Origin of the sequence: Paucibacter hankyongi, from assembly GCF_037482915.1 — a bacterium.
In the GTDB taxonomy this organism is placed as follows: domain Bacteria; phylum Pseudomonadota; class Gammaproteobacteria; order Burkholderiales; family Burkholderiaceae_C; genus Paucibacter_A; species Paucibacter_A hankyongi.
Genome location: NZ_JBBHJX010000001.1, coordinates 592,333 through 607,644, shown reverse-complemented (window position 1 = coordinate 607,644; position 15,312 = coordinate 592,333). Strand labels below are relative to the sequence as shown.

General features: G+C 62.1%; 5 protein-coding genes. 2 read left to right on the top strand and 3 right to left on the bottom strand.

All coding sequences use genetic code 11. The annotated features are described in order from the left end of the window. Window positions 1-46 precede the first annotated feature (46 nt). The 3 genes from WG899_RS02630 to WG899_RS02620 form a co-directional block, all read right to left on the bottom strand. On the bottom strand, window positions 47-400 hold the full coding sequence (locus tag WG899_RS02630) for a hypothetical protein (protein ID WP_339594055.1): 354 nt from the start codon (window positions 398-400) through the stop codon (window positions 47-49). Between the two features lies 1 nt (window position 401). Continuing rightward, window positions 402-824: a hypothetical protein gene (locus WG899_RS02625; RefSeq protein WP_339594054.1), complete on the bottom strand. Its 423-nt coding sequence runs from the start codon at window positions 822-824 to the stop codon at window positions 402-404. A gap of 378 nt (window positions 825-1,202) precedes the next feature. Continuing rightward, on the bottom strand, window positions 1,203-10,517 hold the full coding sequence (locus tag WG899_RS02620) for an SPM autocatalytic domain-containing protein (protein WP_339594053.1): 9,315 nt from the start codon (window positions 10,515-10,517) through the stop codon (window positions 1,203-1,205). Window positions 10,518-11,033: 516 nt separating this feature from the next. Here WG899_RS02620 and WG899_RS02615 point away from each other — a divergent pair. After that, window positions 11,034-12,932: an O-linked N-acetylglucosamine transferase, SPINDLY family protein gene (locus tag WG899_RS02615; protein ID WP_339594052.1), complete on the top strand. Its 1,899-nt coding sequence runs from the start codon at window positions 11,034-11,036 to the stop codon at window positions 12,930-12,932. Between the two features lie 19 nt (window positions 12,933-12,951). Beyond that, a complete protein-coding gene (locus WG899_RS02610; protein ID WP_339594051.1) occupies window positions 12,952-15,312 on the top strand; it encodes a type I secretion system permease/ATPase in 2,361 nt (786 codons plus the stop codon).

The following is a 15,312-nucleotide window of genomic DNA, read 5'->3' as shown; positions in this document are numbered from 1 at the left end:
AGCGGCTGTGCCCAGGCGGCTCGCCGTAAATTCTCGCTCGACGGCCTCAGCAGCGTTGCGAAAACCTCGGCGTCGTGTCGCTACCGGGGTAGACCTGGCCGAGAGCGTCGAGCACCGCCAAGCGATGGTCATTGGCGCGTTCGCTGTCCAGCGGCAGCGCCGCCAGGAGGGTCGAGCGAATCAGCCACAACTCGATCGGCTCGCTGGCCTGGCGCACGATGCGCTGCAGGCTCAAACCGATCTCGCCCGAGACCTCGGCGGCGGCACGGGTAAAGGCCAGCTTCAACTCGACAAAGGCCTTGCGCACAGCAATGCGGCCCCGTCGCTCGTCAGGCCGGCCGGCGCAGGCATAGGCCCAGGGCGGAGGAAAGTGAGGGATCTCGCGCAGTGTCAATTGCATCTCAGTGCCCCCGGCCTGCACGGCCCGTATGACTCAAGGCCACGACCGAGCCCTTGCGATCTGACAGGCTCAGGCTGCTGCCAAATTGAAAATGGGCGTTGAGTTGCTTCAAGCGAGCCTCGGCTTCGGTTTGTGAGAAGGCGCGGGCCACCTCGGTATAGGCCTGTGCGCGCAGATGCCACAGGTCCCGCAGGCTGCGGCTGCAACGAATGCTGCGTTTCAAGGTGTCCACCCCTTCACCCTGCAGATCGCGCAAGCAGGTTTCAAAGGCCGCGCGGATGCTGGGCACATGACTGAGTTTCAAACTCTCGCAGGGAGGCGTGGCGGGATTGGCACCCCATGGGTCAGCCTCGCCCGGCATCCAGCGCAACAGGGTTTGCCATAGCGAATCACCGCCGCTGCGTGTGGCGCTAAAGCCTGTCATGTTGCCGCTGTTGTTGCTGCGGCTTAGTGTCGAGTGCTTCAGGGGCAAGGCTCCGCGAGTCCTGGCCCATCGAGTCAGAATTGCATTCAGCATTTTTGCTTTAGTTCTAGCGACCGATATCGGTCCCATCCCCCTCCTACAGGGCTTAACTAGATTCTCGGCAGACGGGACGCAAGCTGAAGGGCAAAAGAGCCGGGAATAACAGGTCAGTTCAGGGCTGATTAGGGTTGTTGCGGAGTCTTTGGCGCTGTGGGTGACTGAACAGGCGCGGCCAAGGGCATCGCCCTGGAAGATTGGGCGCTCAGGTGTCCAAACGCAGAAGGGGCGACCCTTCACGGATCGCCCCTTCTGTCTCACCAGGACGTGGTGACCTGGCGCTTACAACAGCGGTCCATTGCGCTTGAACTCATCTTCATCGGCCAGACGCTTGTCCAGCAGATGTTGATGCTGCAGTTCATTCGGCGTGGGCTCGGCCGCCGGCTTGGTGTTGACTTGCGCGCTCTCCACCAGCATCGGCGTGGTCGGCGCCGCCAACACATCGTCAATACTAACATTGGGCTTGTCGGCCTCGCCCGTTGCCGGTTTCACGGCCTGGGCAAACCAGACGTCCGCCAACTGATGCTTGGCGCCGTCCGTGGTGGTGTAGTCAGACACCAAGCCCAGCAGATTGCCGTTGTCCACCACCGTGCCCTGCGTTGCGCGCAGATTCAGCTCGGCGATGTGGTAGTCGGACAGCAGTTTGAGCTCACCCACATCGGTGACGCCATTGCTGTTGCCGTCGACCCAGATTCGCAGGTCCTTGAAGCTGGCGTCATGCAAATCGAGTTTGCCATCATGGTTACTGTCCTCTTGAGCCATCGCCACGTAGCCGTTGGCGGCTTGGTGGCCATCGGCCAGGCGGGTGCCCATGCCGAACAACTCTCGCCCGTCATTGATGAGCCCGTCGTGGTTACGGTCCATGACAAGGAAGCCATCATGCGGCCCCGCCCAACCCACCTGGCTGGTGACACCGTTACCCAGCAAGTCGTAATTGACACCATGGGCTGCGCTCAGAGTACTGACGCCGTTGCCATCAAGATCCAAGACCATGGGCGAGACGCCTGTGGTTGTCATCAAGACATATTGCTGAGCCCCGCTCATCACGGCAATGTCGTCCGAGGTGAAGTGGTTTGCCTGGCCGGCAGTGAGCGCGCCGATGTCGGCCAGTTCCAAGGCCTTGATCTGGTCCGTCGTCATGGCCTCGATCTGGTCGGTGGTCAAGGCATGGGCCTGCGCCGTCGTCATGGCGACAATCTGCGAGGTGCCCATCACACGGAAGTCGGCGGTGGAAATGGCGGACCACTGATCAGTGTTCAGCGCGGCGATCTGGGTGCCGCTGAGGGCGCGCAGATCATCCGATTCCAGTTGCGCCACTTGTTGGGTGGTCAAGGCGCTGATCTGGGTCGTGCCGAATGCCGCGAACTGCGCCGTCGTGAAGGCGTTGAGGTCGGAGGTCGAGAGGTGGCTGATCTGATCGGTGTTCAGAGTATTCAGCTGAGCCGAGGTCATGGAGGCCAGCTGTGCATTGCTGAGCGCGGCCAAGGTAGCGTTGCTGAGTGACTGGATCACCGCGGTTCCGATGGTGACGAAGTCACGCGTTTCAATCGCACCGATCTGATCGGTATTCAGCGCAAGCCCACCCAGCTGCGCGGCCGACAGCACGCTGATCTGAGACGAATCCAACGCCACCAGTTCTGCGGTGCTGAAGGTCTTGATCTGGTCTGAACTCAGCGCCGTGATTTGAGCGGTGGTGAGCGCCGATGTTTGTGTCAACGTCATCGCTTCCACCTGCTCGGTAGAAAGCTTGGCGATGCCGGCCGTCGAAATCGCGCGCAAATCGGCGCTCTCCAGGCGACTCATCTGCTCGGTGTTGAAGCCCATCACCTGCTTGCTGCTCATCAAACCAAACTGAGTAGTGGTGAAGGAATTCAAGTCTTCCGACGTCATCTTGCCCAACTGATCGGAGCTGAGCGCTTGCACATGCACCGATGTCATGTTGACAAACTGCACCGTCGTGAAGGCGTTCAGGTCTTGCGAAGCCAGGCTGCGCAGTTGGTCCGTCGACAGCGCGTTGACCTGGGCTGTCGTCATCGCTGCAAGTTGCGCCGAGGAGAAGGCAGCCAAGACGTCAGTGGACAAGGCGCGCACCACAGCCGTGGTGATGGCGGTGATGTCAGCGGTCTCGATGGCGCCGATCTGGTCGGTGTTGAGGGCCAGACCTGCCAGCTGGGTGGAGCTGAGTGCAGCGACTTGGGCGGAGGTCAGCGCGACCAGCTCCGAAGTGCTGAAGGTGTTGAGCTGATCGGTGCTGAGCGTCTTGATCTGATCGGTGGTGAGGGACGCGACCTGATCGGAGACGATGGCCTTGACCTGATCGGTGGAGAGCTTGGAGATGACGGAGGTGCCCAAGGCACGCAGATCGGCCGTCTCGAGCTTGGAGATCTGCTCGGTGGACAGGCCGGCAGCCTGTGTGGAGGTGATCGAGGCGAACTGCGTGGCCGACAGGGCGTTGAGGTCTTGCGTCTGCAGATTGCCGAGCTGATCGGAGTTGAGCACGCGCAGCTGATCGGTGCTCAGCGCCGCGAACTGAGCGGGGATGAAGGCATTGAGGTCTTGCGTGGCCAGGCTGCGCAGCTGATCAGAGTGCAGCGCGGTGACCTGCGCGGTGGTGAGTGCTGCGAGCTGGTTCGGCGCGAGCGCGGCCAGCGTGGCGGTGGACAGGGCACGAATGACCGCGGTGGAGATGGCGGTGATGTCAGCGGTGTCGATGGCGCCGATCTGGTCGGTGTTGACCGCCAGGCCGCCGAGTTGAGCGGCGGAGAGCGTGGCGACCTGGGCGGAGCTCAGGGCGGCGATCTCAGCCGTGCTGAAGGTGTTGAGCTGATCAGAGGAGAGGGTCTTGATCTGATCCAGGGTGAGGGCCGCGACCTGATCGGAGACGAGGGCCTGGACCTGATCGGTGGAGAGCTTGGAGATGACCGAGGTGGACAGCGCGCGCAAGTCGGCACTCTCCAGCTTGGCGACCTGATCGGTGGTGAGGCCAGCGAGCTGCGTGGAGCTGAACTGTGCGAACTGGCCGGTGGTCAGGGCGTTGAGGTCCTGGGTGGCGAGGTTCTTGATCTGATCGGAGCTCAAGGCGCCGACCTGGTTGGAGGTCAAGACTTGCAGTTGAGAAGGCGTGAGGGCGGCCAGGGCGGCATCGCTCAGGGCCCGCACGGTGGCGGTGGAGATGGCGCCGATGTCGGCGGTGTCGATGGCGGTGATCTGGTCGGTGTTGATGGCCAGGGCGCCGAGCTGAGCGGCGGTCAAGGCGGCGACCTGGTTGGAGGTCATGGCCTTGAGTTCAGCGGCGCTGAAAGTGACGATCTGATCGGTGGAGAAGGCCTTGATCTGATCGGAGGTGAGGGCCACGACCTGCTCGGAATTGATGGCCTTGACCTGATCGGTGGAGAGCTTGGCGATGACCGAGGTGGACAGCGCGCGCAAGTCGGCGTTCTCCAGCTTGGAGATTTGCTCGGTGTTGAGTGCGCCGACCGAGTCGGTATTGAGCGCGCCCAGCTGAGCCGAGCTCAGGGAGGCGAACTGAGCGGTGCTCAGGGCGTTGAGGTCTTGCGTCTGCAAGTGGCCGAACTGATCGGAGGTCAGACCCTTGAGCTGCTCGGTGGTGAGGGCAGCGAACTGCGCCGTGGTGAAGGCATTGAGGTCTTGCGTGGCCAGGGCGCGCAGCTGATCGGTGCTCAGGGCGACGATCTGCGCGGTGGTCAGGGCGGCCAACTGGGCGGGCGAGAGCGCAGCCAAGACGTCAGTGGACAAGGCGCGCACCACAGCCGTGGTGATGGCGGTGATGTCAGCGGTCTCGATGGCGCCGATCTGGTCGGTGTTGAGGGCCAGACCTGCCAGCTGGGTGGAGCTGAGTGCAGCGACTTGGGCGGAGGTCAGCGCGACCAGCTCCGAAGTGCTGAAGGTGTTGAGCTGATCGGTGCTGAGCGTCTTGATCTGATCGGTGGTGAGGGAGGCGACCTGATCGGAGACGATGGCCTTGACCTGATCGGTGGAGAGCTTGGAGATGACGGAGGTGCCCAAGGCCCGCAGATCGGCCGTCTCGAGCTTGGAGATCTGCTCGGTGGACAGACCGGCGGCCTGTGTGGAGGTGATCGAGGCGAACTGCGTGGCCGACAGGGCGTTGAGGTCTTGCGTCTGCAGATTGCCGAGCTGATCGGAGTTGAGCACGCGCAGCTGATCGGTGCTCAGCGCCGCGAACTGAGCGGGGATGAAGGCATTGAGGTCTTGCGTGGCCAGGCTGCGCAGCTGATCAGAGTGCAGCGCGGTGACCTGCGCGGTGGTGAGTGCTGCGAGCTGGTTCGGCGCGAGCGCGGCCAGCGTGGCGGTGGACAGGGCACGAATGACCGCGGTGGAGATGGCGGTGATGTCAGCGGTGTCGATGGCGCCGATCTGGTCGGTGTTGACCGCCAGGCCGCCGAGTTGAGCGGCGGAGAGCGTGGCGACCTGGGCGGAGCTCAGGGCGGCGATCTCAGCCGTGCTGAAGGTGTTGAGCTGATCAGAGGAGAGGGTCTTGATCTGATCCAGGGTGAGGGCCGCGACCTGATCGGAGACGAGGGCCTGGACCTGATCGGTGGAGAGCTTGGAGATGACCGAGGTGGACAGCGCGCGCAAGTCGGCACTCTCCAGCTTGGCGACCTGATCGGTGGTGAGGCCAGCGAGCTGCGTGGAGCTGAACTGTGCGAACTGGCCGGTGGTCAGGGCGTTGAGGTCCTGGGTGGCGAGGTTCTTGATCTGATCGGAGCTCAAGGCGCCGACCTGGTTGGAGGTCAAGACTTGCAGTTGAGAAGGCGTGAGGGCGGCCAGGGCGGCATCGCTCAGGGCCCGCACGGTGGCGGTGGAGATGGCGCCGATGTCGGCGGTGTCGATGGCGGTGATCTGGTCGGTGTTGATGGCCAGGGCGCCGAGCTGAGCGGCGGTCAAGGCGGCGACCTGGTTGGAGGTCATGGCCTTGAGTTCAGCGGCGCTGAAAGTGACGATCTGATCGGTGGAGAAGGCCTTGATCTGATCGGAGGTGAGGGCCACGACCTGCTCGGAATTGATGGCCTTGACCTGATCGGTGGAGAGCTTGGCGATGACCGAGGTGGACAGCGCGCGCAAGTCGGCGTTCTCCAGCTTGGAGATTTGCTCGGTGTTGAGTGCGCCGACCGAGTCGGTATTGAGCGCGCCCAGCTGAGCCGAGCTCAGGGAGGCGAACTGAGCGGTGCTCAGGGCGTTGAGGTCTTGCGTCTGCAAGTGGCCGAACTGATCGGAGGTCAGACCCTTGAGCTGCTCGGTGGTGAGGGCAGCGAACTGCGCCGTGGTGAAGGCATTGAGGTCTTGCGTGGCCAGGGCGCGCAGCTGATCGGTGCTCAGGGCGACGATCTGCGCGGTGGTCAGGGCGGCCAACTGGGCGGGCGAGAGCGCAGCCAAGACGTCAGTGGACAAGGCGCGCACCACAGCCGTGGTGATGGCGGTGATGTCAGCGGTCTCGATGGCGCCGATCTGGTCGGTGTTGAGGGCCAGACCTGCCAGCTGGGTGGAGCTGAGTGCAGCGACTTGGGCGGAGGTCAGCGCGACCAGCTCCGAAGTGCTGAAGGTGTTGAGCTGATCGGTGCTGAGCGTCTTGATCTGATCGGTGGTGAGGGAGGCGACCTGATCGGAGACGATGGCCTTGACCTGATCGGTGGAGAGCTTGGAGATGACGGAGGTGCCCAAGGCCCGCAGATCGGCCGTCTCGAGCTTGGAGATCTGCTCGGTGGACAGACCGGCGGCCTGTGTGGAGGTGATCGAGGCGAACTGCGTGGCCGACAGGGCGTTGAGGTCTTGCGTCTGCAGATTGCCGAGCTGATCGGAGTTGAGCACGCGCAGCTGATCGGTGCTCAGCGCCGCGAACTGAGCGGGGATGAAGGCATTGAGGTCTTGCGTGGCCAGGCTGCGCAGCTGATCAGAGTGCAGCGCGGTGACCTGCGCGGTGGTGAGTGCTGCGAGCTGGTTCGGCGCGAGCGCGGCCAGCGTGGCGGTGGACAGGGCACGAATGACCGCGGTGGAGATGGCGGTGATGTCAGCGGTGTCGATGGCGCCGATCTGGTCGGTGTTGACCGCCAGGCCGCCGAGTTGAGCGGCGGAGAGCGTGGCGACCTGGGCGGAGCTCAGGGCGGCGATCTCAGCCGTGCTGAAGGTGTTGAGCTGATCAGAGGAGAGGGTCTTGATCTGATCCAGGGTGAGGGCCGCGACCTGATCGGAGACGAGGGCCTGGACCTGATCGGTGGAGAGCTTGGAGATGACCGAGGTGGACAGCGCGCGCAAGTCGGCACTCTCCAGCTTGGCGACCTGATCGGTGGTGAGGCCAGCGAGCTGCGTGGAGCTGAACTGTGCGAACTGGCCGGTGGTCAGGGCGTTGAGGTCCTGGGTGGCGAGGTTCTTGATCTGATCGGAGCTCAAGGCGCCGACCTGGTTGGAGGTCAAGACTTGCAGTTGAGAAGGCGTGAGGGCGGCCAGGGCGGCATCGCTCAGGGCCCGCACGGTGGCGGTGGAGATGGCGCCGATGTCGGCGGTGTCGATGGCGGTGATCTGGTCGGTGTTGATGGCCAGGGCGCCGAGCTGAGCGGCGGTCAAGGCGGCGACCTGGTTGGAGGTCATGGCCTTGAGTTCAGCGGCGCTGAAAGTGACGATCTGATCGGTGGAGAAGGCCTTGATCTGATCGGAGGTGAGGGCCACGACCTGCTCGGAATTGATGGCCTTGACCTGATCGGTGGAGAGCTTGGCGATGACCGAGGTGGACAGCGCGCGCAAGTCGGCGTTCTCCAGCTTGGAGATTTGCTCGGTGTTGAGTGCGCCGACCGAGTCGGTATTGAGCGCGCCCAGCTGAGCCGAGCTCAGGGAGGCGAACTGAGCGGTGCTCAGGGCGTTGAGGTCTTGCGTCTGCAAGTGGCCGAACTGATCGGAGGTCAGACCCTTGAGCTGCTCGGTGGTGAGGGCAGCGAACTGCGCCGTGGTGAAGGCATTGAGGTCTTGCGTGGCCAGGGCGCGCAGCTGATCGGTGCTCAGGGCGACGATCTGCGCGGTGGTCAGGGCGGCCAACTGGGCGGGCGAGAGCGCAGCCAAGACGTCAGTGGACAAGGCGCGCACCACAGCCGTGGTGATGGCGGTGATGTCAGCGGTCTCGATGGCGCCGATCTGGTCGGTGTTGAGGGCCAGACCTGCCAGCTGGGTGGAGCTGAGTGCAGCGACTTGGGCGGAGGTCAGCGCGACCAGCTCCGAAGTGCTGAAGGTGTTGAGCTGATCGGTGCTGAGCGTCTTGATCTGATCGGTGGTGAGGGAGGCGACCTGATCGGAGACGATGGCCTTGACCTGATCGGTGGAGAGCTTGGAGATGACGGAGGTGCCCAAGGCCCGCAGATCGGCCGTCTCGAGCTTGGAGATCTGCTCGGTGGACAGACCGGCGGCCTGTGTGGAGGTGATCGAGGCGAACTGCGTGGCCGACAGGGCGTTGAGGTCTTGCGTCTGCAGATTGCCGAGCTGATCGGAGTTGAGCACGCGCAGCTGATCGGTGCTCAGCGCCGCGAACTGAGCGGGGATGAAGGCATTGAGGTCTTGCGTGGCCAGGCTGCGCAGCTGATCAGAGTGCAGCGCGGTGACCTGCGCGGTGGTGAGTGCTGCGAGCTGGTTCGGCGCGAGCGCGGCCAGCGTGGCGGTGGACAGGGCACGAATGACCGCGGTGGAGATGGCGGTGATGTCAGCGGTGTCGATGGCGCCGATCTGGTCGGTGTTGACCGCCAGGCCGCCGAGTTGAGCGGCGGAGAGCGTGGCGACCTGGGCGGAGCTCAGGGCGGCGATCTCAGCCGTGCTGAAGGTGTTGAGCTGATCAGAGGAGAGGGTCTTGATCTGATCCAGGGTGAGGGCCGCGACCTGATCGGAGACGAGGGCCTGGACCTGATCGGTGGAGAGCTTGGAGATGACCGAGGTGGACAGCGCGCGCAAGTCGGCACTCTCCAGCTTGGCGACCTGATCGGTGGTGAGGCCAGCGAGCTGCGTGGAGCTGAACTGTGCGAACTGGCCGGTGGTCAGGGCGTTGAGGTCCTGGGTGGCGAGGTTCTTGATCTGATCGGAGCTCAAGGCGCCGACCTGGTTGGAGGTCAAGACTTGCAGTTGAGAAGGCGTGAGGGCGGCCAGGGCGGCATCGCTCAGGGCCCGCACGGTGGCGGTGGAGATGGCGCCGATGTCGGCGGTGTCGATGGCGGTGATCTGGTCGGTGTTGATGGCCAGGGCGCCGAGCTGAGCGGCGGTCAAGGCGGCGACCTGGTTGGAGGTCATGGCCTTGAGTTCAGCGGCGCTGAAAGTGACGATCTGATCGGTGGAGAAGGCCTTGATCTGATCGGAGGTGAGGGCCACGACCTGCTCGGAATTGATGGCCTTGACCTGATCGGTGGAGAGCTTGGCGATGACCGAGGTGGACAGCGCGCGCAAGTCGGCGTTCTCCAGCTTGGAGATTTGCTCGGTGTTGAGTGCGCCGACCGAGTCGGTATTGAGCGCGCCCAGCTGAGCCGAGCTCAGGGAGGCGAACTGAGCGGTGCTCAGGGCGTTGAGGTCTTGCGTCTGCAAGTGGCCGAACTGATCGGAGGTCAGACCCTTGAGCTGCTCGGTGGTGAGGGCAGCGAACTGCGCCGTGGTGAAGGCATTGAGGTCTTGCGTGGCCAGAGCGCGCAGCTGATCGGTGCTCAGGGCGACGATCTGAGCGGTGGTCAGGGCGGCCAACTGGGCCGGCGAGAGCGCGGCCAAGACGTCAGTGGACAAGGCGCGCACCACAGCCGTGGTGATGGCGGTGATGTCAGCGGTCTCGATGGCGCCGATCTGGTCGGTGTTGACCGCCAGGCCAGCGAGCTGAGCGGCCGAGAGCGAGGCGACCTGGTTGGAGGTCAGCGCAGCCAACTCAGGCGTGCTGAAGGTGTTGAGCTGATCGGTGCTGAGGGCTTTGAGCTGGTCCGAACTCAATACCTTGACTTGCTCAGAGTTCAGTACCTGCACCTGATCGGTACTGAGCTTGGCCACAGCCGAGGTGGACAGGGCGCGTAAGTCGGCGGACTCGAGTTGGGCAATCTGGTCGGTTCGCAAGCCCACGATTTGGGTCGAGCTCAAGGCGCCAAACTGGGCGCTGCCCAAGGAGTTCAGATCTGCCGTGCTCAGCTTGCTGATTTGATCGCTGCTGAGGGCTTGGGCTTGGTCTGTTCTGAAGGCCGCGAATTGTGCGGTGGTCAGTGCATTCAGGCTGTTGGTGGAGAGGTTGCGGATCTGATTGGAGGTCAGAGACGCGACTTGGCCGGTGGTGAAGGCCGCCAGCTGTTCGTTGAGCAGGCCGGCGAGTTGCTCGGTGGTCAGCTTGGCCACTGCGGCCGTGCTGATCAGGCGCAAGTCTCTTGTTTCAATCGCGAAGATATTGGCGGCCTTGATGGCTGAGATGGCCAAAGGATTGATGGCCGACATCTGGGTGGTGGTCAAGGCCACCAATTGGTCAGGGGTGAAGGCAGCCCAGTCTTCAGTTGTGAAGTTCTGAATGGTCAGGGTCGACAGACCGGCAATCTGCTCGGGGGTGTAAGTCGTAACGACGGATGCCATGATCTGCTCTCCTGAACTTTGTGTCTTCAGCAAGTCTTTGTCTTGCTGTGGTGTCTGGGTTCTTGTCCTCTGGGGACAAGTGAATACATCGATCTGCCCGGGGTCGCCTGCGCAAAAATTGCGATGCTGACCGGGCGTATCGCCGAGGCTTTACGCTTCAATCAGTCTGTTATCGGTTTTCTTTAGCTTGGCTTGAGCCGAGTCAAAAACAGGCGAATGCCCGCATGCCGAGGCACGCCACTCGCCCGGTTCTAGGTTTCGCCATGTTGTTCTGAATGCTGAGGTGACGAAGCGGTGATAACCGCCTCAAAACTGGACTTTTCGCGATTGAGGGCTCAAGTTCTGCTTTGGGATGCCGATACCCAGGACGCAGCCAGTGGGGTTCTTTGCGCAGAGTCGCCGTGGGTATGGGCGCATTTGCAGAGGTTTTCGCCACCTAATCCAGCGCTAGCTCCAGGGCCGTGGCTCATAACATGCAGTGAGCTTTCAAGAACCGTTTCAACGGAAGAAACTGCCATGGATATGCCCGCACCATCTCTTCAGTCCTCAACTGCGCTGCAACCGGAGTTGGAGGGCTTGCTTGCGCAAGCGAGAACTGGGGCTATGGCGCTGAGCGACTTGATGACCAAGGCGTCTGAGCTGCAGGCCGGTGGGCGCGCTGAGTGGGCAATTCAGCTCTACCAAACCTGGGTGGAGGGCAATGCAAGCTCGCCATTCCTGCCCATTGCCTGTTACAACTGGGGCACGCTCTTGGGCGCGGCCCGTCGCCATACCGATGCCGAGCAGGTTTACCGTCGCGCGCTGGCCCTGAGCCCGGCTTTTTACCAAGCCCGTTTGAATCTGGGTCATCAACTGGAACACACCGGCCGCGTCGAAGAGGCCCTGACGGAGTGGCGCACCGTCGATGAAGCCTTGGGCATCGGCCCTGGTCAAACACTGAGCGACGACTTGATGGAGTTGAAGCTCCATGCGGTCAACAACTCGGCTCGCTTGCTGGAAACGCACAAGCAGTTTGCGCAGTCCCAGGCTTTGATGAGGCGCAGCCTGGAATTGAATCATCGCCAAAGCGATGTGATTCAGCACTATGTGCACATCCGCCAAAAGCAGTGTGATTGGCCGGTGTACCAGCCGGTTGGTCAAGTGACCCATAACCAATTGTTGGTGGGGACATCTTTGCTGGCCATGTTGAGTGCCAGTGATGATCCGGCGTTGCAGCTGATGGTGGCGCAGCGCTTTGTGCATGAGAAGGTGCTGGCCCACAAAGACAAGCCGTTGCATACCCAAGCCGTTTCGCGTTTGGCCCGACAAGGTCGGATCAAGGTGGGCTATCTCTCGGGCGATCTATGCATGCATGCGGTCGGCCTGCTGACGCCGGAATTGTTTGAGTTGCATGACCGCGAACGCTTCGAGGTGTTTGCTTTCTGCTGGAGCCGAGAAGACGGCACAGCACAGCGCGCGCGCATCTTGAAGGGCATGGATCACCATGTTCGCCTCGCTGGTGTGGATGACTTCACCGCCGCGCGCTTGATCGCTCAAGCGGGCATTGACGTTTTAGTCGATTTGCAAGGTCTGACCAGCGGCGCCCGGCCCAATATCTTGGCCTATCGCCCGGCTCCAATTCAGGTCAGCTACCTGGGCCTGCCGGCGACTTCGGCTTTGCCGGGCGTGGATTGGATCATTGCCGACCGCTTTGTGATGCAGCCTGAGTACTTGCCTTACTGCACTGAGAAGCCGATCTACCTGGACAACTGCTACCAAGTCAGCGATCGGCAGCGGGAGGTGGCGTCGCCGCCAAGTCGCTCGACGTACAACTTGCCTGAATCTGCCTTTGTCTTCTGCTCCTTCAATAACAACCACAAGTTCAGCGAAGAGGTGTTTGGCAGCTGGATGAGGATACTCAAGCAGGTGCCCAATAGCGTGCTGTGGTTGTTGGCCGATAACGAATGGTCCAAGGCCAATATGATCCAGGCCGCCGCAGCCCAGGGCATTGCTGAAGATCGATTGATCTTCGCGCCACGGGTGGCCCCTGCGGAGTACCTCGCCCGCTTTGCTTTGGCTGACCTGGTGCTGGATACCTTCCCTTACAACGCGGGCACGACGGCCAGTGACTGTCTGTGGATGGGCACCCCCATCCTGACGCGCTCGGGCCGAACCTATATCTCTCGCATGGCGGGAAGTCTGCTCACGAATGTGGGCTTGCCCGACCTGATCACCTATTCCTTGGCGGAGTATGAGCAGCGCGCGGTGCAGATCGGCCTGAACCCGGCGCGGGCCCAGTCTTACAAGCGCTACCTGACCGAGCATGGTCGGCAATCAAAGCTGTTTGATATTCCCGGCTTGGTTCGCGACCTGGAATCCAAGTTTGAAACGATGGCTTTGGACCATAGGCGAGCAGCTGTCGGCAGCTCCGACTGAGTTGCCCTGAAGGATTGTGGTGAGCAAACGAAACGATTCCTTCTTTGACGGCCCCAGGCCTGCGGGCGGCTCAAACGCGCCGAGTCTTTACCTCGCGGCGGACCGTGAAACAGCCCCGGCGGCCGAGCCGACGCCTGAATGGCAGAAGGAAGCGCAAGGCGATATCGGCAACCCGCTGCTGCAGGCCATGGTTTGGCTGACTCAGCATTATGGGCTCGCACGTTCAGCAGAATCGCTTTTGGCGGGTGCGTCGGTCGATGGGACATTGGGCCCTGATCAAGCGATGCGCATGATGCGCGAAGCGGGCTACAACGCCGGCTTGGTTCGCCGAAAAATTGATGACCTCAACCCCTTGTTGATGCCATCGGTCTTGCTGCTCAATGACGGCGACGCCTGTGTGCTGGTGCGTCGCTTGGATGCAGCGCAGCCTCAGCCCGAAGGGCGCTATGAAGTGCTTTTTCCCGGTGCAGAAGCCAATATCTGCACGGCAAGCTCGGCCGAGCTAGAGGGCGAATACAGCGGCTTCACTATGTTGGTGACGCCGCAGGAGAAGTCCCAAGCTCATACACGTTCCGACCCCCATTTGCGCAGTCATGGCCCGCATTGGTTCTGGGGAACGGTCAAGCGCTTCATTCCGTACTACCGTGCGGCCATGCTGGCGGCCTTGTTGAGCAACGTCTTGATGTTGGTCTCGGGTCTGGTGACCTCGGTCATCTACGACAAGGTGATTCCGAACCAGTCTTTCGTGACCCTATGGACACTGGCGATTGGTGCAGCCTTGGCGTTGGTGTTTGATTTGTTCGCGCGTCAGTTAAGAGCCCATTTGATTGATTTGGCCGGCCGTAAAGTCGATTTGATCGTGGGTGCCAAGCTGTTCCGCCAGTCGCTCGGCGTTCGCATGGAGTTCAAGCCCAGTTCGGCCGGGGCCTACGCCCACACCATCGGACAGATCGAGTGCGTTCGGGAGTTCTTCACTTCGGCGAGCATGTCGGTGGTGTCGGACCTGCCCTTCATCATCATCTTTATCGGCATGACCTTCATCGTGGGCGGCCCCTTGGGCTGGGTGCCCGCCTTGGCGGTGCCCGTCATTTTGGGCATCTCGTTGCTTATGCAAAAACGCATGCGCGCGGCCGTCAATGAAAACATGGGCGAAATGGCCGATCTGCACGGCACGCTGGTCGAGGCCGTAGAAGGGCTGGAAGATTTGAAGACCTCGGGCGCAGAAGGTCGCTTTTTGCGTCGCTATGAAACCACCTCTGCCGCCGCCGCCGAATCCGCGATGCGCAGCCGTGATATGCATGCCTGGAACAGCAATCTGTCCAGTACTCTGCAGCAAGCGATCACCATGATCATGTTGGTCTGGGGTGTCTATCTGATCAAGGACGGCGTGGTGACTGCTGGTGCCTTGATCGGAGCCGTGATGTTTGCCGGCCGGGCGATCGCGCCCTTGAGTATGGTGGTGAGCCTGGCGGCCCGCTACCAAGGCGCGCGTGCCGCGATGTCCTCGCTGGATCTGTTGATGGACAAACCGACCGAGCGGGAGTCTGACCGCAACTATGTGCCGCTCAACAAGTTCAGCGGCAGCATTGCGCTCAACGATGTGGGCTTTGCCTATCCGGCCGAGGGCAATGCGGTGGCGCCCAAGGTTCTGAAGAACGTCACTTTGAAGATTCGCGCCGGCGAGCGGGTGGCCATTCTGGGACGCATTGGCAGTGGCAAGTCCACCGTTTTGCGCATGATGGCCAGTCTCTATCAGCCAAGCGAAGGCATGGTCGAGGTGGATGGCATCGATCTGCGCCAGGTAGATCCGGCGGAGTTTCGGGCGCGAGTGGGCTTTGTGTCTCAGGATCCCAGACTGTTCCATGGCAGCTTACGCGACAACGTTTTGATGGGCCGTGCCCACATCGATGCTTCGCGTTTGGTGGAAGTGGCTCGGCTGACCGGTCTGGACCGAGTGGTCGCAGCGCATCCTATGGGCTGGGATCTACCGGTCGGTGAACAGGGCTGCTTGCTGTCGGGGGGGCAACGCCAGTTGGTGGCCCTGGCCCGGAGCTTGATCAGCAAGCCGCAAGTGCTTTTGATGGACGAGCCCACCAGCTCGATGGACGCGCAATCCGAAGTGTCTTTTCTGCGCCAACTGCGTGATGCTGCGGGCGAATGCACGCTGGTGATGGTGACTCACCGACCCGCGGTGCTGGAACTGGTCTCTCGCATCACGGTGATGGACAGCGGTCGTGTGGTCATGGATGGTCCGCGGGATCAGGTCTTGGCGGCGCTCTCTGGTGTGCGGCCTACTCAGCCTGCGTCTTCGCCTGAAGCCCAGTCCAATTTGCATATGCATCCGGCGGCCCAGCCGGTGCAGCGTTCTGCCTCCGTGTAA